Source organism: Curtobacterium sp. MCBD17_013, assembly GCF_003234565.1.
Classification (GTDB): Bacteria; Actinomycetota; Actinomycetes; order Actinomycetales; family Microbacteriaceae; genus Curtobacterium.
This window is the reverse complement of sequence record NZ_QKTU01000002.1, coordinates 143,919-162,849: the sequence shown is the minus strand read 5'-3', so window position 1 is coordinate 162,849 and position 18,931 is coordinate 143,919. Positions and strand designations below refer to the sequence as shown.

19 protein-coding genes and 1 pseudogene are annotated in these 18,931 nt (G+C 68.1%); 13 read left to right on the top strand and 7 right to left on the bottom strand.

All coding sequences use genetic code 11. The features are described from left to right. The first annotated feature begins 88 nt into the window (after positions 1 to 88). The 8 genes and pseudogenes from DEI81_RS03370 to DEI81_RS16480 form a co-directional block, all read left to right on the top strand. On the top strand, positions 89 to 1,432 hold the full coding sequence (locus tag DEI81_RS03370) for an extracellular solute-binding protein (protein WP_111009346.1): 1,344 nt from the start codon (positions 89 to 91) through the stop codon (positions 1,430 to 1,432). A gap of 24 nt (positions 1,433 to 1,456) precedes the next feature. Then, entirely contained in the window at positions 1,457 to 2,395 is a 939-nt protein-coding gene (locus DEI81_RS03365; RefSeq protein WP_111009101.1) for a carbohydrate ABC transporter permease, read from the top strand. Then, positions 2,392 to 3,297: a carbohydrate ABC transporter permease gene (locus DEI81_RS03360; protein WP_111009100.1), complete on the top strand. Its 906-nt coding sequence runs from the start codon at positions 2,392 to 2,394 to the stop codon at positions 3,295 to 3,297. The genes DEI81_RS03365 and DEI81_RS03360 overlap by 4 nt, the downstream gene beginning before the upstream one ends. 61 nt (positions 3,298 to 3,358) lie before the next feature. Beyond that, a complete protein-coding gene (locus DEI81_RS03355) occupies positions 3,359 to 4,378 on the top strand; it encodes an alcohol dehydrogenase catalytic domain-containing protein (RefSeq protein WP_111009099.1) in 1,020 nt (339 codons plus the stop codon). Then, entirely contained in the window at positions 4,375 to 5,448 is a 1,074-nt protein-coding gene (locus tag DEI81_RS03350) for a Gfo/Idh/MocA family protein (protein ID WP_111009098.1), read from the top strand. The genes DEI81_RS03355 and DEI81_RS03350 overlap by 4 nt, the downstream gene beginning before the upstream one ends. Then, positions 5,448 to 7,280: a glycoside hydrolase family 2 protein gene (locus DEI81_RS03345; protein WP_111009097.1), complete on the top strand. Its 1,833-nt coding sequence runs from the start codon at positions 5,448 to 5,450 to the stop codon at positions 7,278 to 7,280. The genes DEI81_RS03350 and DEI81_RS03345 overlap by 1 nt, the downstream gene beginning before the upstream one ends. 19 nt (positions 7,281 to 7,299) lie before the next feature. Beyond that, positions 7,300 to 8,142 (top strand): LacI family DNA-binding transcriptional regulator, encoded by an 843-nt coding sequence (locus DEI81_RS03340; RefSeq protein WP_181435314.1) that lies wholly within the window; start codon positions 7,300 to 7,302, stop codon positions 8,140 to 8,142. Positions 8,143 to 8,157: 15 nt separating this feature from the next. Next, positions 8,158 to 8,352, top strand: a pseudogene (locus tag DEI81_RS16480) (IS3 family transposase); the annotation flags it as partial. Here DEI81_RS16480 and DEI81_RS16370 read toward each other — a convergent pair. Then, positions 8,321 to 8,857, bottom strand: coding sequence for a hypothetical protein (locus DEI81_RS16370; RefSeq protein WP_220035622.1), 537 nt, complete (start codon positions 8,855 to 8,857; stop codon positions 8,321 to 8,323). The pseudogene DEI81_RS16480 and the gene DEI81_RS16370 sit on opposite strands and share 32 nt — an antisense overlap. A 203-nt stretch (positions 8,858 to 9,060) precedes the next feature. Between DEI81_RS16370 and DEI81_RS03330 the strand changes: the two genes are divergently transcribed. Continuing rightward, positions 9,061 to 10,659 (top strand): ABC-F family ATP-binding cassette domain-containing protein, encoded by a 1,599-nt coding sequence (locus DEI81_RS03330; RefSeq protein WP_111009094.1) that lies wholly within the window; start codon positions 9,061 to 9,063, stop codon positions 10,657 to 10,659. A gap of 41 nt (positions 10,660 to 10,700) precedes the next feature. On the opposite strand, the gene DEI81_RS03325 is transcribed toward DEI81_RS03330, so the two are convergent. The 3 genes from DEI81_RS03325 to DEI81_RS03315 are packed head-to-tail and all read right to left on the bottom strand — an operon-like array spanning position 10,701 to position 12,438. Beyond that, positions 10,701 to 11,753 carry an SURF1 family protein gene (locus tag DEI81_RS03325; protein ID WP_111009093.1) on the bottom strand — a complete coding sequence of 351 codons (1,053 nt, stop codon included), beginning with the start codon at positions 11,751 to 11,753 and terminating at the stop codon, positions 10,701 to 10,703. Beyond that, positions 11,750 to 12,037, bottom strand: a complete 288-nt coding sequence (locus DEI81_RS03320; protein ID WP_111009092.1) for a hypothetical protein — start codon at positions 12,035 to 12,037, stop codon at positions 11,750 to 11,752. Before DEI81_RS03320 ends, DEI81_RS03325 begins: the two co-directional genes overlap by 4 nt. Continuing rightward, positions 12,037 to 12,438, bottom strand: a complete 402-nt coding sequence (locus DEI81_RS03315; protein ID WP_111009091.1) for a DUF3099 domain-containing protein — start codon at positions 12,436 to 12,438, stop codon at positions 12,037 to 12,039. The genes DEI81_RS03320 and DEI81_RS03315 overlap by 1 nt, the downstream gene beginning before the upstream one ends. A gap of 132 nt (positions 12,439 to 12,570) precedes the next feature. On the opposite strand from DEI81_RS03315, the gene fabG reads away from it, so the two are divergent. Continuing rightward, on the top strand, positions 12,571 to 13,284 hold the full coding sequence (gene fabG / locus DEI81_RS03310) for a 3-oxoacyl-ACP reductase FabG (protein ID WP_111009090.1): 714 nt from the start codon (positions 12,571 to 12,573) through the stop codon (positions 13,282 to 13,284). Positions 13,285 to 13,321: 37 nt separating this feature from the next. Here fabG and serB read toward each other — a convergent pair whose 3' ends face one another. Together serB and DEI81_RS03300 are read right to left on the bottom strand one after the other, a co-directional pair. Next, on the bottom strand, positions 13,322 to 13,972 hold the full coding sequence (gene serB / locus DEI81_RS03305) for a phosphoserine phosphatase SerB (protein WP_111009089.1): 651 nt from the start codon (positions 13,970 to 13,972) through the stop codon (positions 13,322 to 13,324). A 64-nt stretch (positions 13,973 to 14,036) separates the two neighbouring features. Then, positions 14,037 to 15,278 (bottom strand): glucose-1-phosphate adenylyltransferase, encoded by a 1,242-nt coding sequence (locus DEI81_RS03300; RefSeq protein ID WP_111009088.1) that lies wholly within the window; start codon positions 15,276 to 15,278, stop codon positions 14,037 to 14,039. A gap of 47 nt (positions 15,279 to 15,325) precedes the next feature. Between DEI81_RS03300 and glgA the strand changes: the two genes are divergently transcribed. From glgA to DEI81_RS03285, 3 genes are all read left to right on the top strand, one after another. After that, positions 15,326 to 16,522 (top strand): glycogen synthase, encoded by a 1,197-nt coding sequence (glgA, locus tag DEI81_RS03295; protein WP_111009087.1) that lies wholly within the window; start codon positions 15,326 to 15,328, stop codon positions 16,520 to 16,522. A gap of 74 nt (positions 16,523 to 16,596) precedes the next feature. Next, positions 16,597 to 17,379, top strand: coding sequence for an ABC transporter ATP-binding protein (locus tag DEI81_RS03290; RefSeq protein ID WP_111009086.1), 783 nt, complete (start codon positions 16,597 to 16,599; stop codon positions 17,377 to 17,379). A 143-nt stretch (positions 17,380 to 17,522) separates the two neighbouring features. Beyond that, positions 17,523 to 17,771: a type B 50S ribosomal protein L31 gene (locus DEI81_RS03285; RefSeq protein ID WP_111009085.1), complete on the top strand. Its 249-nt coding sequence runs from the start codon at positions 17,523 to 17,525 to the stop codon at positions 17,769 to 17,771. 217 nt (positions 17,772 to 17,988) lie between these two features. Here DEI81_RS03285 and DEI81_RS03280 read toward each other — a convergent pair whose 3' ends face one another. After that, the gene (locus tag DEI81_RS03280) at positions 17,989 to 18,729 is read right to left on the bottom strand and encodes an exonuclease domain-containing protein (RefSeq protein WP_111009345.1); all 741 of its coding nucleotides are present in this window, start codon (positions 18,727 to 18,729) and stop codon (positions 17,989 to 17,991) included. Between the last annotated feature and the right edge of the window lie 202 nt (positions 18,730 to 18,931).

The following is an 18,931-nucleotide window of genomic DNA, read 5'->3' as shown; positions in this document are numbered from 1 at the left end:
TTGTGCGACGTAGCAATCCGCCCGTACACTCGCTCCTGACCGGGCCGATGCCACGTAGCAACGGCGCTTCCCCACGAAGGAGTGGATGATGCAACGCCCCTCAACTGTGCCTGGCATCCAGGCCATACCCGCGGTCAGTCGGCGAGGGTTCTTGCTCGGCGGCGCCGGTGCCGCTGCGCTCACCCTCGGCGTGCTGGCTGACCCCCACCCCTTGACCGCGGCGGCCGCCAGTCGCCTCCAGTTGCAGTTCTGGCACCTGCTCTCCGGAGCTGATGGTCAGAACATGAACACGATCCTGACGAAGGTGAACCGGATCGATCCTGGTGCGACCGTGAAGCAAACGGTGTTGGCCTGGGGCAGCCCGTACTACACGAAGCTCGCCATGGCGGCCGCCGGAGGCCGTCCGCCAGACCTGGCGATCTCCCACCTTTCACGCCTCGAGGGTTACGCTCCAGGCGGCCTGTTCGATGCGTGGGAGATGGAGCGGTTCGCGAAGTACGGGGTCACGGAGAACGACTTCACGAAGCCGACGTTCCGGCGCATGCACGTGAACGGCAAGGTCTATGGCATCGCCCTGGACTCGCATGCGTTCGTCCGGTTCTTCAACAAGGACATCGCGGACAAAGCAAGGGTCTTGAACCCCGATGGCACGATGCAGGCGGTCAGCACGGTGGATGAGTTCATCGAGCAGGCGAGAGCGCTCAAGGGCGTCACGGGCAAGCTCGGCTTGTCGTACGGCTACCTCGGCGACGGGGCGAACATGTGGCGCCTGTTCTGGACCTTCTACAGTCAGGCCGGCGCGACGATGTCCTCACGCGGAGACAAACTCCTGTTCGATCGGGACGCCTTCGCCACGGCGCTCGGAGCGATGCAGAAGATCCTCGCCAGCGGCGTGGCCAACCAGCGCTCTGATGACGGGTTCTCGTTCTCAGCGTTCACCGCCAAACAGTCGGGTGAGATGTTCACCGGTGTCTGGGACATGAGCGGGCTGAAGGCTTCGGGGATCGCGCTCGACGCTTCCCCGATCCCCAACCTCTTCGGAACCGGTATCGACGCCGTGTGGGGCGACTCCCACTCGTTCGTCCTGCCGCATCAGGATGCGTTGAACGAGGAACGACGCGAGGCGAGCTACCAGGCCGTCGCGCTCGTACTGAAGAACTCGCTGACCTGGGCCCAGGGCGGCCACACCCCCGCCTACCAGCCCGTCGTGCATCGCCCGTCGTTCACCAAACTCGAGCCGAACGCCCACTACGCGTCCACGGCCACGTTCCTGCACTACGACCCGAAGCTCTCCTTCGCTGGCTCAGGGTCGAACTGGCAGAACGACTTCGGACAGTCAATCCAAAGCGCCCTGATGGGCACCGGGTCCGTCAAGGCCGCGCTCGAGGCGTTCGCCTCGATGAGCGACAACTACGTCCGTCACGCGGTCTGAAACCCCGACAGAGAAAGGTCAATGATGACCACCACACAGGGTTCCACAACAACTGTCGTGCCCGTGGCGACACCGCCAAGAGCAAGACGGCACCGCCGGCGGGATGCCACCGGCTTGCTGTACGTCACACCGTTCTTCGTGCTCTTCGCACTGTTCTTCGTCTGGCCGACCATCTACGGGCTGTACCTGTCGTTCACCGACCGGAACCTCGCCTCCGCTGCCGGCCCCGCACTGGTCGGGTTCGCCAACTACCTCGAGGCCTTCGGCGATCCGCTGATGTGGAAGAGCCTCGGCAACACCCTGTGGTTCACCGTCCTCACCACCGTTCCGCTGGTAGTCCTCGCACTGGCCGTGGCGCTCCTGATCAACATGAACCTTCGCGGTGTCTGGTTCTGGCGTCTGTCCGTGTTCATGCCGTACTTGTTCGCCTCCACCGTGGTCAGCTTGATCTGGGTGTGGCTGCTCAACCCCGATCTCGGACTCGTGAACGCGCTGCTGGGAACGCTGCACATCCACGGCCCGGCCTGGCTCCAGACGGAGGGACCCGCCATGAACGGCGTGGCGATCGCGACCGTGTGGTGGACGATCGGCTTCAATTTCCTGCTGTACCTCTCCGCATTGCAGAACATCCCGGTGACGCTGTACGAAGCGGCCGCGATGGACGGCGCGAGTCGCTGGCGTCAGGTGCGGTCGATCACACTCCCGCTCCTCGGACGCACAACCGCCCTCGTCATCGCGCTGCAGATCCTCGCCTCGGTGAAGGTCTTCGACCAGATCTACCAGATGACGTCCGGAGGTCCGAACAACTCGACGCGTTCCATCTTGGAGTACGTGTACGACGAAGGTTTCTCGAACTACCGCCTCGGATACGCCTCCGCGATCTCCTACATCTTCTTCGCGATCATCCTCGTCCTGAGTGTCGCGCAATTCAGTATCTTCAGTCGAAGGGGCACCACCAAATGAGCGCCGTCATCGTCAATGACCGCACCGATCAGGGCCCCCTCCACGACGTCACCGTTCGGCCTCGGCCTCGTCACCGGCGAGTCGATGCGGGAACGTTCTTCGCGTACCTCGGCCTGGCGGTGCTCGCCTTGGTGTGGTTGGTGCCGCTGTTCTGGGCCCTGAACACTTCACTGAAGTCGGAGACGGACGCCTCGGCGAGCCCGGTGACACTGTTCCCCGCCCACGCCTACACCTTCTCCTCCTACCGGCTGCTGTTCGAGTCGGGGCGCGTGCCGTTGTGGATGGCGAACAGCGCGATCGTGTCGATCGGTGTCACAGTGATCACCCTGATCGTGTCGACACTGTGCGCGTATGCGTTCTCACGCCTTGACTTCCCGTTCCGTCGAACCCTGTTCGCGATCACCGTCGGGTCGATCATGGTGCCGACCCAGATATTCATCGTGCCGCTGTTCGACGAGCTGCGGTCGATGCACATGATCGATACCTACTGGGGCATCATCCTGCCGCAGACAATCGCCCCGGTCATGGTGTTCGTGCTCAAACGGTTCTTCGATGACGTGCCCCGGGAACTGGAGGAAGCGGCTCGGGTCGACGGCGCGAGCCGGCTTCGGGTCTTCGGCCAGATCATCCTGCCGCTCAGTCGCCCCATCATCGCTGCGGTCGGGATCTTCGTGTTCATCGGGGCGTGGAACAACTTCCTGCTGCCGTTCATCGTCACGAACAACCCCAACCTCATGACCCTGCCGGTCGGGTTGCAGACCGTAACACCGAGTTATGGGGTGATCTTCGCGTTGCAGATGGCCGAGGCGATTCTCGCAGCGCTGCCGCTGATCCTCGTGTTCGTGCTCTTCCAGCGGCACATCATCCGCGGCATCGCCACAACGGGCATCGCCGGCCAGTGAGTGACTCAACCGCTCGCTGAGCTGATTCCGCGACCCCTCACCATCCTCGAAAGGACGTTCCATGACCAGCGAGATCATCGCTCCGGCCCCCCTCTTCCGCGGCGACGGTCGGATCGAGTTCGTGGACCATCGGTACCGGGAGCCGCGCGCGGGCGAGCTCCTGATCGCCCCTCGCGCGAACGCGATCTGTGGCACCGACCGCAACTTCTGGTACGGCGGCGCGGACAATGTGCCCGGCCACGAGACGGCCGGCGTCGTCATCGGGACCGGCGAAGGCACCACGGTTCCCCTGGGCACGCGCGGCGTCGTGTTCCTCATGGACTACTGCGGCCGCTGCCGAAGCTGCCTCCTCGGTGCGACGAACCAGTGTCTGAACAAACGGGCGGACATGGGTATTGCAGACGACGGGGGCTTCGGCCCGTACGAGATCGTCCACGAAACCAACTTCTTCCCCATCACCGACGACATCGACTTCACCACCGCGACGATGTTGCTCGACGTGATGGGCACCAGCGGACACGCGATCGGACGGGCGCAGCTGCTGCGGCCTGACATCGAATCCGTCTACATCTCCGGCGCCGGACCCATCGGACTCGGCCTGCTGGTGATGTCACAGCTTTTGCTCGGTCCGGACTTACCGGTGCACATCAGCGATGTGTCCCCGTGGCGTCGCGACTTCGCGGCGACGTTCGGCGGCATCCCCGTCGACGCCTCCGACCCGGCTGCGATGCGTACGGTCGGTGAGCCGGACGTCGCGTTCGACTCCTCCGGGAAGCAGGTCGCTCGCCGCGCTGCGCTCGACGTCCTCGCCAAGCGTGGGGTGCTCGTATGCGTCGGTCACGGTGAAACGGTCACGCTCGACGTGTCACGAGACCTCCTCGCACCCGAACACGCGGTGCTCGGTAGCGAGTACTTCCGCTTCGATGACCTGCCGCGCAACCTGGAACTCCTCCGCGAACACCAGGACTTCATCGCACGAGTGATCACCCACCGGCTGCCGGTCACGGAGCTCGACAGGGCGTTCGAGCTGTTCCTGGCCGGCGAGACCGGCAAGGTCGTCATCGAACAGGAGGAGGCGTGAACACGCAGACCACGCATCGGGGTCGGGATCGCGGTGGCAGCGGCTCCGCCAGCACGCTCCGAGTTGCGGTGGTGGGACCGGGGGGCTGGGGGCGCCAGCACACTCGCGTGTTCGCCGCACGGGCGGACACGGACCTCGTCGCCGTGGTCGGACGGCACCCCGACCGCACGGCGAAGGCCGCTGCAACCCTCGGTGCGAGGGCCTACACGGACATCGACCGGATGATCGAAGCGGAACGACCCGACTTGGTCAGCGTGTCGTTGCCCAACGAGGAGCACTTCGAACCGACGATGCGGCTACTGGAGCACGGCATCCCGTTGCTGGTTGAGAAGCCCCTCGTGTTCGACCTCCACCAGGCGGATACGTTGCTGGCTGCCGCGGCGGAGCAGGACACGTTCTTCGCGATCGACTTCAACCACCGCTACGCGGAGCCCGTCCGCCGCACCCGACGAGCGATCGAGAATGGCAGCATCGGTGACCCTGTTTTCGCCACCTGGCGCTTCGGGGGCGAGGCAAACCCTGGCGATTCGCCGCACAAGAACATCATCGAGACGCAGTGCCACGCCTTCGACATGCTCGAACACCTCCTCGGACCGATCACCTCCGTCGCCGCGCAGATGACGAACAAGACGTACAGCGCGTGGAGCACGGTTGCGTTGGCACTCGAGTTCGACAACGGTGCGGTCGGAACGGTGCTGGGCACGTACGACAGTTCGTACGCCTACCGAGACACCCATTTGCTCGAGGTGAACGGCACGACCGGACGGGCGGTGATCCACGACACAGTCCGATCACTTGAACTCGCTCGTGTGGGCGACGAAACCGCGTCCGTCTGGCAGCCCGGCTACTTCGACGATGAAGCGCGCAGCTTCCACGCGACGTTCGACCGTTACGTCGACGACATGCTCGCCGCCTTCCGTGCTGGGTCCCCGCCACCCGTCCCCGCATCGGCAGGACGCCGAGCGCTCCTCATCGCCCAACGGGCAATCGAATCTCACGAGACCGGCGCGCGGACAGCCGTCGAGCCAGATGCACCGGTCACCTCTCCCACAGAACAGGAACCTGCCTGATGAGCACGACGAACCAGAGCGTCCTCCCCACGGCATCCCGCCAAGACGGCCGGTACCCACGCCCTCAGCTCATGCGCGCCGCGTGGGCAGACCTCACCGGCGTCTGGTCCTTCAGATCGGACGACGAAGACGAGGGACTTGGCAGCGGATGGGCGTCCGGAATCAACTCCCACCGAACGATCGTCGTACCGTTCCCACCAGAATCAGTCGCCTCTGGAATCGACGAACCCGGCTTCCATCCGGTCATCTGGTACGAGCGGAAGATCAGCGCTTCTGACCTCGACGCAGCAGGCCGGACACCGAGCAGCACACGCCTGCTGCTCCACTTCGGCGCAGTGGACTACCGAGCAAAGGTGTGGATTGACGGCGCCTTCGTGGGCGAGCACGAGGGCGGACACACGCCCTTCTCCTTCGACATCACGCACCTGATCACCGGGCACGAGCACCGATTGGTGGTCCGCGCCGAGGACGATCCCGTTGATGTCACGCAGCCACGGGGGAAGCAGGATTGGCACGAAGACCCTCATGCCATCTGGTATCGCCGTACGACCGGCATCTGGCAAACGGTCTGGTTGGAAGCGGTTCCCAGCGCCTCCATCGACTACCTACGCTGGACTCCCAACGGCATCGCACAGACCGATGTGACCATCAGGTTCCGAGGTTCAATTCCAGAGGGAACGCAGGTGCAGATCAGGTTGCGGTCGGATGAGTACGACGAGGGATTGGGCTGGAGCGGCGCCGCTGTTGCGAGGGGAGCCAAGGAGATAGTCGTGCCGGTCCCGGTAGCGCGTCAGCGAAACGGTCAGGCAGAGCAGGAACTGCTGTGGTCGCCTGAGCATCCGCGCCTCATCGACGCGCAGGTCACCCTCTGCACCGCGGATGGCACGATCATCGACGCTGTCAGCTCGTACCTCGGTCTTCGCAGTCTCGGAGTGGACCGGGGAGTGTTCTTGCTGAACGGTCACCCATACAACGTGCGAAGCGTGTTGAACCAGGCCTACTGGCCAGACTCCCATCTGGCCGCTCCGACTCCTCTCGCTCACCGCGACGAGGTGGAACTGATCAAGGCCCTCGGCTTCACGGCCTGCCGCATCCACCAGAAGATCGAGGACCCCCGGTTCCTGTACTGGGCGGACCGGCTCGGACTCCTCGTCTGGGCGGAAACCCCCGGCGCCTACGAATTCTCTCCACGGGCAGTTGGCCGACTGACGCGGGAGTGGGTCGACGCCGTCGAGCGTGACGCATCGCACCCCTCCATCGTCACCTGGGTGCCGTTCAACGAGTCCTGGGGCATCCAACACGTCGCCGAGGACACCGCCCAGCAGGCGTATTCGCGGGCGCTCACCGACCTCACACGCGCTCTCGACCCCACACGCCCCGTCGTCTCGAACGACGGCTGGGAACACCAGAACTCCGACATCCTCTCGGTGCACGACTACGAAGGGGATGGCAGCGTGTTGGCGGCGACGTACGCGGACGAAACGGCGCGGGCGCGCCTCCTCCGGGGAATGGGACCCGCAGGACGTCGCCTCCTGGTCGGCGGTGCGATCGAGGCCGACCAACCAGTCATGCTCACCGAGTTCGGTGGCGTCAACTACCAACCCGGTGCGCCCCGCGATGACGCCTGGGGGTACACCTCCGCAGCGGACGGCGACGACTGGATCACCCGAATCACAGCGCTCTACGACGCGATCCGCGCGAGCCAGTTCCTCGCCGGATCCTGCTACACCCAGCTCACCGACACGATGCAGGAGACCAACGGACTCTGCGACGCCGACCGAAGCCCGAAAGTCGCCATCGAGCGGATCCGGGCGGCCGTGACTGGACGGTGACGGTCAGCGAGGCGGGGACGTGGCCGTGGGCCAGCCGCGTCTGCGGGACGTCGCCGACCGGGCTGGAGTCTCCGCGAAGACGGTGTCCAACGTGGTCACTGGTTCGGTGGGGGTCAGTCCGCAGACCAGAAAACGTGTGCAGCGGGCGATCGATGAGTTGGGCTACCACCCGAACGCACTCGCACGCGGTCTCAAGACGGGACGAACGAGAATCATTGCCCTCGTCCTCCCCGACATCCGGGTCCCGTTCTCGTCCGCATTGGCACACGCCGTGTTGGAAGTAGCGCAAGAACGAGGAACACGGGTGGTCATCGAGGAAACCGCGCATGGTCGGGAGGACGAAAAGGCGGTCCTCCCCGCCGGCGGTGACGGCATCGTCGAGGGCATCCTCCTCCAGGCCTCACCCTCGGTGACGGCCCCGTGTCACCCTGAACGAAATGGCATCCCCACGGTGGTCATCGCGGCCACGCAGGACGGGATCGAGGAGGTGACGCTGCGACTACCCCAGGCGGTGGCCGGAGGGGCAGTTCTGGCGGAAGCGGCTCGGTTGGTCGGTGTCGCAGTCGACATGGAGGTGGACGTGGACGATCTCCTTCTCGGGAACTCGAGGAGCCGAACTCCTGCGCTTCCTGAGCGAGGCAGACAAGCTTCCGAGAACAGCGCTGTGATCATGTTCCGCGAGTCGCAGTCATCAGGATGCGCAATACCAGATTCGATGGCAACTCCCATGAAGCTGCGGCGGCTCGTCCGCTGGGCACTTGAAACGCTTGAGCAAGCCTCGGTGGGTATTCAACCGAGTCCCGCAGCATCCGTGCAGCAGACCCCGGGAGGAACACCCAAAGCGCCAGCGACTAATCCCTGACGCGCAAAACGAACCGAACGCTTCTTCGCGCGCCTGCAGAAGAACGTCCTGAACCGACGCACGTGGGCCACGCGTGAAGAACTGCGAATCGCGATCATCACCTGGATCGAGCGGACCTACCACCACCGACGACGACAGGCCCGCCTCGGCCGATTGACGGCCCTCGAGTTCGAAACCATCATGAAGACCACCGTCGCCCTCGCGGCGTGACCACAACTGTCACGTTTCCCAGCAGCAGACGCGTCATGTACGTGTTCTTCGTGGCCGGAGCGGCGTCCTGGTGCTTGCTCCACCAGCGGTCCACGTCCTCCACCGTGATGGCCGACAAGCGCTCGTTCGCGAACGTCTGGCACACCAGCGACTTCAATCCCTGCCGGTACGAGACCAGGGTGCTGGCCCAGAGGTCACCGGCACCGGGCTCCAGGACAGCCTCAGCGGGCTCCCGGAACGTCACCTTGCCCAGCGCGGGATCAAAACCCACTGTCCCTGCTCCATGTCCACCTGAACACGTGCCAGCGCTGCCCACGCGCCCTTCTCGGTCGGGAACGTCCCCCGCGCTGACCTGCTTGTTGTCCACAAGGTGGATCACCTGGAACTTCCCCGATGCCAGTGCTTCGTCCTCACGTTGTACGGAGGACGCGGCGAAAGCCGAGCTGATGAGACACGCCGCGGCTCTGGGACGGAAAGTCCTGGCAGGCCCGGTGTCGGCTGCCACGTCAGGAAGGAGCGCTGAGTCTCCTAGAATGGGTCGGTGGTCGCGGGCGCCGCTCGGAATCCGCCATGGCCTCCGGGCGTTCTCGTCCTTGGTCCGCTCCTGTGTCGGGAGCGCGGCGCCGGAGCCGGGTTCCCCTCGATCCTACGGGCCACCCCCGCCTGCACACCGTTGTGACCACCCCACCAACCGATTGGACGTCCGCTGTGCTTGCCGTGCACGATCTCGAGATCCGCGTCGGAGCGCGCCTCCTGATGGAGGGCGTGACCTTCCGCGTCGACAAGGGCGACAAGATCGGGTTGGTCGGGCGGAACGGTGCCGGCAAGACCACGATGACGAAGGCGCTGGCGGGCGAGACCATGCCGACCGGCGGCGAGATCACCCGCTCGGGCGAGATCGGGTACCTGCCGCAGGACCCGCGGTCCGGCAACCCCGAGGACACGGCGCGCAAGCGGGTCCTCGACGCCCGTGGACTCGGCGAGATCGTCGAGGGACTGCGCGCCGCCTCACTCGACATGGGGAGCAGCGACCCGGCCGTCGCCGAGAAGGCGATGGCCAAGTACGCGCGACTCGACGACCGCTTCACCGCGCTCGGTGGGTACGCGGCCGAAGCGGAGGCGGCGTCGATCGCGTCGAACCTGGCGCTGCCGGACCGGATCCTCGACCAGCAGCTGAAGACGCTGTCCGGCGGGCAGCGGCGGCGCATCGAACTGGCGCGGATCCTGTTCTCCGAGGCCGACACGATGATCCTCGACGAGCCGACGAACCACCTCGACGCGGACTCGGTCGTCTGGCTGCGGGAGTACCTCAAGACGTACGCGGGCGGTGTGATCGTCATCTCGCACGACGTCGAACTGGTGGACGAGGTCGTGAACCGCGTTTTCTACCTCGACGCCAACCGCCAGGTCATCGACATCTACAACATGGGCTGGAAGCACTACCAGCGCCAGCGCGTCGCGGACGAGGAACGGCGCCGCAAGGAACGCGCCAACGCCGAGAAGAAAGCGGGGGAGCTGCAGAAGCAGGCCGCCCGGTTCGGCGCCAAGGCGACGAAGGCGGCGGCCGCCCATCAGATGGTGGCCCGCGCCGAGAAGCTCCTGGCCGGGCTCGAGGACGTCCGCGAGCAGGACCGCGTGGCGAAGCTGCGGTTCCCGACGCCGGTCGCCTGCGGGCGCACGCCGCTGATGGCCGAAGGGCTCTCGAAGTCGTACGGGTCGCTCGAGATCTTCGCCGGGGTCGACCTCGCGATCGACCGGGGATCGCGGGTCGTCATCCTCGGCCTCAACGGTGCCGGCAAGACCACCCTGCTCCGCATCCTCGCGGGCGCCGACCGCCCGGACACGGGCGAGGTCCAGCCAGGCCACGGCCTCCGCATCGGCTACTACGCGCAGGAGCACGAGAACATCGACGTCAACCGGACCGTGATCGAGAACATGGTCTCGGCGTCACCGGCGCTCACCGAGACCGAGGCCCGACGCGTGCTCGGTTCGTTCCTGTTCACCGGGGACGACGGCTACAAGCCGGCGGGCGTGCTCTCGGGCGGCGAGAAGACCCGTCTGTCGCTGGCGATGATCGTCGTGTCCGGGGCGAACGTGCTCCTGCTCGACGAGCCGACGAACAACCTGGACCCGGCATCGCGCGAGGAGATCCTCGGCGCACTGGCGGGGTACGAGGGCGCCGTCGTGCTCGTGAGCCACGACGCGGGTGCGGTCGAGGCCCTCAGTCCGGAGCGGGTGCTGTTGCTGCCCGACGGCGTCGAGGACCACTGGAACAAGGACTACGCGGAGCTCATCGAACTCGCCTGACCGGGGGGCCGCCGACGCTCGTCGTCCGGCCGCTGTCCGGCTCAGCCGACCCGGACGTCGTCGAGGAGGCCGTCCTCGATCTCCGCGTCGGTCTTCGGACGGGCTTCACGCCGCCGCTTGCGTTCGAGCGCGCGCTCGCGTTCCTCCGGGTCGTCCTGGTTGAGGTTCCGGTACTCCTGGACCATCAGGTAGGCGAGGAAGCCGAAGCCGCCGGCGGCGAACATGAACCACTGGATGAAGTACGACAGGTGGAGGCCGGTGTCGGCCGACGGGCGATCCCAACCAAGGGGCCGGGCCTGTGCGGGCGCCGGGTCCTCGCTCTTGAGCTGACCGTACGCACCGGTCCAGATCGGCTGGGCGACGCGGCCCGCGACGTCCGACAGGGTGACCGACTGGATCTCGTCGGTGTGGGCCGGGTCGGTCCGACCGGGGATGTGCGGCTCGGTCTGCTGGAGGCGCACCACGACGTCGACGGTGCCCCTCGGTGGTGCGGGCACGGAGTCGGGGTAGTCGTGGTCGTTGCCCGTCGGGACCCATCCGCGGTCGACGATGAACGCGCGCCCCGACGACGTCACCAGCGGCGTCAGGACCTCGAACCCGGGCTGACCGTTGTGGACGCGGTTGCGCACGAGGAGCTGCTCCGCCAAGTCGTAGTGCCCGGTCACGCGGACCTGGAGCCACGTCTGGTCGTCGTCGAACGCGGACCGTGTCGGGAGTGCGCGGTCGACGGGCACGGGGGTGTGGTCGTAGTTCTCGGCGATCTGGTCGTTCTCGCGGACCGCCTCGTTGCGGCGGTCCCACTGCCACATGCCGAAGAACGCGCAGAGGATCGCGAAGCCGACCGCGATCGCGAAGTACCCGACCCAACGGCGGCCGATCACGAAGCCCCAACCGACGAAGGGTTCGTCCGGGTCCCGGTCGGTCTCGTGCTCGTCGGCGGAGCCGAGCCGGGCCGCGCGGGCCTCGCGTTCGGCCCGGCGGAGGCGCTCCGCGCCCCGGCGCCCGTAGCGGGCCGTCGGGTCGAAGTCCCGGATGCCGGCCGTCGGCTCGTCGTCGGTGCGGTCGTGGTCCGTCCGGGGGTCGTGCAGCGTCATCCGAGGGAGCCGCCCTCGGCGCCTCCGGAGGTCAGGGAGTCCGCGACGTCCTCGAGCCGCTCGACGTCCTCGTCGATGCCGGTCACGGTCACCGGGAAGGCCCGGGACCGCAGGTAGTCCGCGAGGAAGGCACAGTGGTCATCACACGCCGCCCAGATCTTGACGCGGTCGACCGCATGGATCCTCGGGTTGCGCCAGTTGACCCGCCAGGACGCCCTGTTCGAGCATCCGGCCCGCGAGCACACCGGCGCTCCTGGATCGGTGCGGAGGTCGAAGGTCGCCATCAGCGCCGACTCCGTCCGCCGCTCGCCGCGGCGCGTTCGCGCTCCGCACGCTCCTGCTCGGCGTGTGCCCACGCGGCTCGGGCGCGCTGGTCTTCGCGGTAGCGTTCCTCGCGCTCCTGCTCGATGCGTTCGCGGTCGTCGTCTGGCAGCACGCGGACGAGTTCGCCGCCCGGTCGGACGAGGTCGTCGGCGGTGCGGTTCCCCGCGTTGGCGACGACCACGGCCACCCACGGGATGACGCCGGCGAGCACGAGCGGGAGGATGCTCCAGACGTCGTGGAGGCAGACCGCCACGACGAAGCACACCACGCGCACGGACATCGTGAACACGTACCGCCTGAGGCGGCCGCGCCGGTCATCGGCGGGCGATGCCGGCAGCGAGGTGATGCTGTTCGTCTTCATGCGATGGTCTCTCCGCTTCCCCGGCTCAAGCCTAAGCCTCACCACCGACGGTAGGCTCGCATGGTCCGTTCGGCGCACCGCGGTGATCCGACGGGCGCCCCGTACCGCCCCCGTTCAGCACCAGGAGCACTCATGACCACGCCCCGTACCGTCCTCGTCACCGGAGGGAACCGCGGGATCGGCCACGCCATCGCCCAGGAGTTCGTCGCCGCCGGGCACCGGGTCGCGGTGACGTCGCGCAGCGGCGACGGCGGCCCCGAAGGCGCACTCACCGTCGCCGCGGACGTCACGGACGCCGCGAGCGTCGACGCCGCGTTCACCGCCGTCGAGGCAGCGCTCGGACCGGTCGAGGTGCTCGTGTCGAACGCCGGCATCACGCACGACACCCTGCTGCTCCGGATGAGCGAAGAGGACTTCACCTCGGTCGTGGACACGAACCTGACCGGAGCGTTCCGCGTCGTGAAGCGCGCCTCCAAGAACATGCTGCGTGCCCGGTTCGGCCGGGTGATCCTGATCTCCAGCGTCGTCGGGACGCTCGGTTCCGCCGGACAGGTCAACTACGCGTCGTCGAAGTCCGGGCTCATCGGGTTCGCGCGGTCGCTCACGCGTGAGCTCGGGGGCCGCGGCCTCACGGCGAACGTCATCGCGCCCGGGTTCATCGAGACCGAGATGACCGCGGCGCTGCCCGAGGACGTCCAGGCGCAGTACAAGAAGCAGATCCCCGCCGGTCGGTACGGGAGCGTGCACGACGTCGCCGCGACCACCCTGTTCCTCGCCGGCGACGACGCGGGGTACATCTCCGGGGCGGTCATCCCGGTGGACGGCGGCGTCGGGATGGGCGACTGAGCCCATCCCGGACGCGGCTCCTGCCGGTACCGGTCGGTCAGGAGGCCCGGACGGGCACCCCGAGGCACGCCAGGACGGGTGTGAGGTCCCGCCGGTCGACGACGACGTCCGCGGCGTCGCGGACGCCCGGCCGCGCGACGAAGGCGACGGCGAGCGCGGCCTCGCGCATCATGGACAGGTCGTTGGCGCCGTCGCCCACCGCCACGGTGTGCCGCCGCGCGTCCACGCCGTCCGCGGCCGCCCAGGCCCGGAGCGCATCGGCCTTCGCGGCCGCGTCGACCACGTCCCCGAGCACCCGGCCGGTGAGCACGCCGCCGGACGCCTCGAGTCGGTTGGCGCGACAGTGGTCGAGCCCGAGTGCCGCCGCGATCGGGCCCAGCACCTCGTGGAAGCCGCCGGACACGACGCCGACGCTGCCGCCGGCGGCGTGGACGCCCTCGACCAGTTCGACGGCGCCGGTCGTGACCCGGACGGCGCGACGCACGTCCTCCAGAACGCTCACGGGCAACCCCGCGAGTGTCGCGACGCGGTCGCGGAGGCTGTCGGCGAAGTCGGTCTCACCGCGCATCGCCCGCTCGGTGACGGCGGCGACGCGATCACGCGCTCCTGCGGCGTCGGCGAGCAGCTCGATCACCTCGTCCTCGAGCAGTGTGGAATCGGCATCGAGGACGACGAGGAAACGCGGCACGCGCCAAGGCTAGTGGCGGTCGCGGGCGCGAGACGGCGGATGACGCGGACCGGGCCTCGCGGCCTCAGGCCTCGACCCGCACCCCCTTGCCGACCACGGTGATGCCGGAGTCCGTGACCGTGAACCCGCGGGCGAGATCCGCGCCGCGATCCACCCCGACCTGAGCGCCGGCCTCGATCACGACGTCCTTGTCGAGGATCGCGCGGCGCACGACCGCGTCCGGGCCGACCATCGCCCGGTCGAACACCACGGAGTCGACGACCTGGGCGCCCGACTCGATGGTGCACCACGGCCCGATCACGCTGCGCTCCACCTGTGCCCCGGACAGCAGACACCCGAGCGAGACGATCGAGTCGACCGCGGTACCGCTGACGCCCTTGGCGTCACGGACGAACTTGGCGGGCGGCGAGTTGATCTGCTGGTTGAAGATTGGCCAGTCGACGTTGTAGAGGTTGAAGACCGGCAGCGCTGCGATGAGGTCCTGGTGCGCCTCGAAGAACGAGTCGATCGTCCCCACGTCGCGCCAGTAGTACTTGTCGCGCTCGGTGGCACCCGGGACGTCGTTGCGGTTGAGGTCGTAGACGCCGGCGTCGCCCCGGGTCACGAAGTCCGGCACGATGTCACCGCCCATGTCGTGGTTCGAGGACTCGATCTGACCGTCGCGCAGGACCGCGTCGATGAGCGCGTCCGCGTCGAAGACGTAGTTGCCCATCGACGCGAGGACCTCACCGGGGGAGTCGGGGAGTCCCACCGCGTCCTTCGGCTTCTCCAGGAACGCGCCGATCCTCGTCGGGTCCTCGTCGTCGACCTGGATGACGCCGAACTGGTCGGCGAGCGCGATGGGCTGTCGGATCGCGGCGACGGTCGCGCTGCGGCCCGACGCGATGTGCGCCTCGACCATCTGGGAGAAGTCCATCCGGTACACGTGGTCCGCACCGACCACGACGACGATGTCGGGCCGTTCGTCCCGGAGGAGGTTGAGGCTCTGGAGGATCGCGTCGGCGGACCCGGCGAACCACCGTTTGCCGAGTCGCTGCTGCGCCGGGACCGACGCCACGTACGAGCCCAGCAGCCCCTCCATGCGCCACGTCTGGGACACGTGGCGGTCGAGGCTGTGGGACTTGTACTGGGTCAGGACCACGATGCGCTGCAGTCCGGAGTTCACCAGGTTGCTCAACGCGAAGTCGATCAGACGGAAGTTGCCGCCGAACGGGACGGCGGGCTTGGCTCGGTCGGCGGTCAACGGCATGAGCCGCTTCCCTTCGCCCCCTGCGAGGACGATGCCGAAGATCTTCTTCGATGGCATGCCCCAAGAGTAGGCGTGCGACCGGGCCATTCGTTACGTTGGGGGACGTGCGAGTCGATCTGCTGACGAAGGAATTCCCCCCGGAGATCTACGGAGGTGCGGGCGTCCACGTCGCGGAACTGACGGCGGCGCTCCGATCCGGGACGGACACCGACGTGCGCGTCCGCGCGTTCGGAGCCGATCGGGACGCCGACGGCGTGACCTCCTACCGCGCCCCCGCGGGGTTCGAGCACGCGAACGGCGCCGTGACCACGCTCGCCACCGACCTGCAGATGGTCCCCGACATCGAGGGCTCGGACCTCGTGCACTCCCACACCTGGTACGCGAACGCCGCAGGACGTGTCGCGCAGCTCACCTACGGCCTGCCGCACGTCGTGACGGCACACAGCCTCGAGCCGCTCCGCCCCTGGAAGGCCGAGCAGCTGGGCGGCGGGTACCGGCTGTCGAGCTGGATCGAGCGCGAGGCGTACACGAACGCCGACGCGGTCATCGCGGTGTCGAAGGGCATGCGCGCCGACATCGCCCGCTCCTACCCGTCGATCCCCGAGGACCGGTTGCACGTCGTGTACAACGGCATCGACATCGACGCCTGGCAGCGCGTGGTCGACCCGGAAGCGGTCCGCGCGCTCGGGATCGACCCCGATCGGCCCACCGTCGTCTTCGTGGGTCGCATCACCCGCCAGAAGGGTCTGCCGTACCTCCTCCGTGCGCTCGACGGGCTGCCGGCGGACGTCCAGGTGGTCCTCTGCGCCGGAGCGCCGGACACCCCGGAGATCCTCGCCGAGGTGACGGGCCTGGTCGAGGACCTCCGGACCCGCCGCTCGGGCGTGGTGTGGGTCGACCGGATGCTCTCCCACGACGAGATCGTCCGGGTGCTGTCGGCGGCGAGCGTGTTCGTGTGTCCGTCGGTGTACGAGCCGCTCGGGATCGTCAACCTCGAGGCCATGGCGTGCGGGCTGCCGGTCGTCGGCACGGCCACGGGCGGCATCCCCGAGGTCGTCGCCGACGGACTGACCGGGCGCATCGTGCCGATCGAGCAGGTGCAGGACGGGTCCGGGACGCCGGTCGACCCGGACCGCTTCGTGGCGGACCTCGGCGCGACCTTGCGCGAGGTGCTCGCCGACCCCGGGCTCGCCGCCCTCATGGGTCGGGCCGGGCGTCTGCGTGTCGAGGGCGAGTTCACCTGGTCCGCCATCGCGACCCAGACCCGTCGGGTCTACGACGCCGTCCTCGCCGGTCGCTGAGGACGCCGGCGGCGGCCGTCCACAGGACGTGTGCCGCGCCTCCTCGCCGACGGCCGACCGCGTAGGCTGAGGGCATGCCCTCGGTTGTGCGCTTGCAAGACGTGTCCGTCGTCCGGAACGGGGTCAGCATCCTCGACCAGGTGTCGTGGCAGGTCGACGAGGCGGACCGTTGGGTCGTCCTCGGCGCGAACGGCGCGGGGAAGACGACCCTGCTGCAGGTCGCCGGGGCGCAGTCGTTCCCGACCTCGGGCACGGTCGAGGTCCTCGGCACGGAGGTCGGTGGCGCCGACCTGTTCGAACTCCGTCCGCGCATCGGGTTCGCGTCGACCGCGCTCGCCCGGCGGATCCCGGTCACCGAGCAGGTGCTCGACGTCGTGCTCACGGCCGCCTACTCGGTCACCGGTCGGTGGAACGAGCAGTACGACGACATCGACGTCCGACGTGCCCATCGGGTCCTCGACGAGTGGGGCCTCGGCGGCTTCGCCGACCGGACCTTCGGTGAACTGAGCGACGGCGAGCAGAAGCGCGTCCAGATCGCCCGGTCCGTCATGACCGATCCCGAGGTCCTGTTCCTCGACGAGCCGGCGGCATCGCTCGACCTCGGGGCACGCGAGAGTCTGGTCCGGACGCTCGGGGGGTATGCCGAGAGCGCCGAGGCTCCTGCCATCGTGGTCGTCACCCACCATGTGGAGGAGATCCCGAAGGGCTTCACGCACGCGCTCGTGCTCGCCGAGGGGCGCGTGCACACCGCCGGACCGATCGCTGACGTCGTGACGAGCGAGGTGCTCTCGGACGCGTTCGGGATCGGCCTCGTCGTGACGGCGGACGCGGGTCGCTACACCGCCCGCGCCAGCTGAGGTGACGACCGAGCCGCCGATGCCGGAGACGAGCGGTGCCTCCCGTCCGCGCTGACGGTCTGCTAAACTCGGTCGCTGGCGTACGCCACAGTTTTGCGCGCGCTCGCGCACTCCGAACCACCACATCCACGACGAGGAACACCATGAAGACCGACACGCACCCCGAGTACAACGCCATCGTCTTCCGCGACCTGGCCTCCGGTGAGACGTTCCTGACGCGCTCCACCGCGACCAGCGACAAGACCATCGAGCTCGACGGTGTCACCTACCCGGTGATCGACGTCGAGATCTCGAGCGCCTCGCACCCGTTCTACACGGGCAAGCAGCGCATCCTCGACTCGGCCGGTCGCGTCGAGAAGTTCAACCAGCGCTTCAAGGGCTTCGGCAAGTAAGTCCGAGCCCTCGGTCGCGGCGGCAACGCTGACGCGACCTCGTCGGGAACGGCGAGCGAGCAACGGGCGGTCCACCTCCGGGTGGCCGCCCGTTGCTGCGTCTCCGGGGCAGCCGTTGCCGAGGACCGCCTGGTTCAGGTGTGTGCCCGTGCCTATGCCTGTGCCTGTGCCTGTGCCATGCCCCGTGCGCGCGTGCCGACACCGGGGCCGGGGACGATCAGGCGGGGTTGCGGTGCGGCCAGCGGCCGTCCGCGACGAACTGCGGATTGCGCTCACGCCGCATGTAGTCCTGGAACGACGCCGCCTGGTCGGAGCACCAGGCCACCTGCAGTCGGTGGAGCTCCTCGGCGCTGATGCCGAGCTGGTCCGGGTAGCGGCTCGCGATCGCCTGCGCGACGCGTCCGGCGGCGATCGCGTCGGCACCGGCGTCGTGCGCGTCCGCGAGGGTCACGCCGTACAGCGCGGAGCAGACCTCGAGCGTGCGCTTGCCCTTGCGGTAGGTGTCGACGGCCTTGTCGATGACGAGCGGATCGACGACGTTCCCGATCACGGGTGCCGCCAGGCCGTGGCGCTTGGCCTCGCGGTCGAGGACGGTGAGGTCGTACGGCGCGTTGTAGACCACGAGCGGGATCCCGCGGGCGAACACGGCCTCGACCGCGGCGATGATCTCGGCGACGACGACGTCGGCGGCACGCCCCTCGGCACGGGCGCGCTCGGTCGTGATGCCGTGCACCGCAGCGGCCTGCTCCGGGATGGGGACGCCCGGGTCGGCCAGCCACGAGCCGGCGGCGATGCTCGCGCCGGTCATGTCGATGAGCCCGACATGGGCGCTGACGATCCGTGCTGTCTCGACGTCGATCCCCGTGGTCTCGAGGTCGAACACGCCGAGCGCGTGCCACCAGGGGCGTTCCGCAGGGGAGCGGGGTGCCGCCGAGGGGGCTCCGAGGGTGGCGTCGATCGGCGCTGCGAGCGGAGAGCTGGTCACGCGGTCAGGCTAGCGGCGGCCGCCGACACCGCGGACGCGACACGGCCGGCCGGGCGACCCGAGGCGGCCGTCCCAGCGACCCGACGCGGCCGTCCGGGCGACGTGACGCGGCCGTCCGGGCGACCCGAGGCGGCCGGGCCGAGCGACGTGACGCGGTGCCGATCCCGAGACCCCT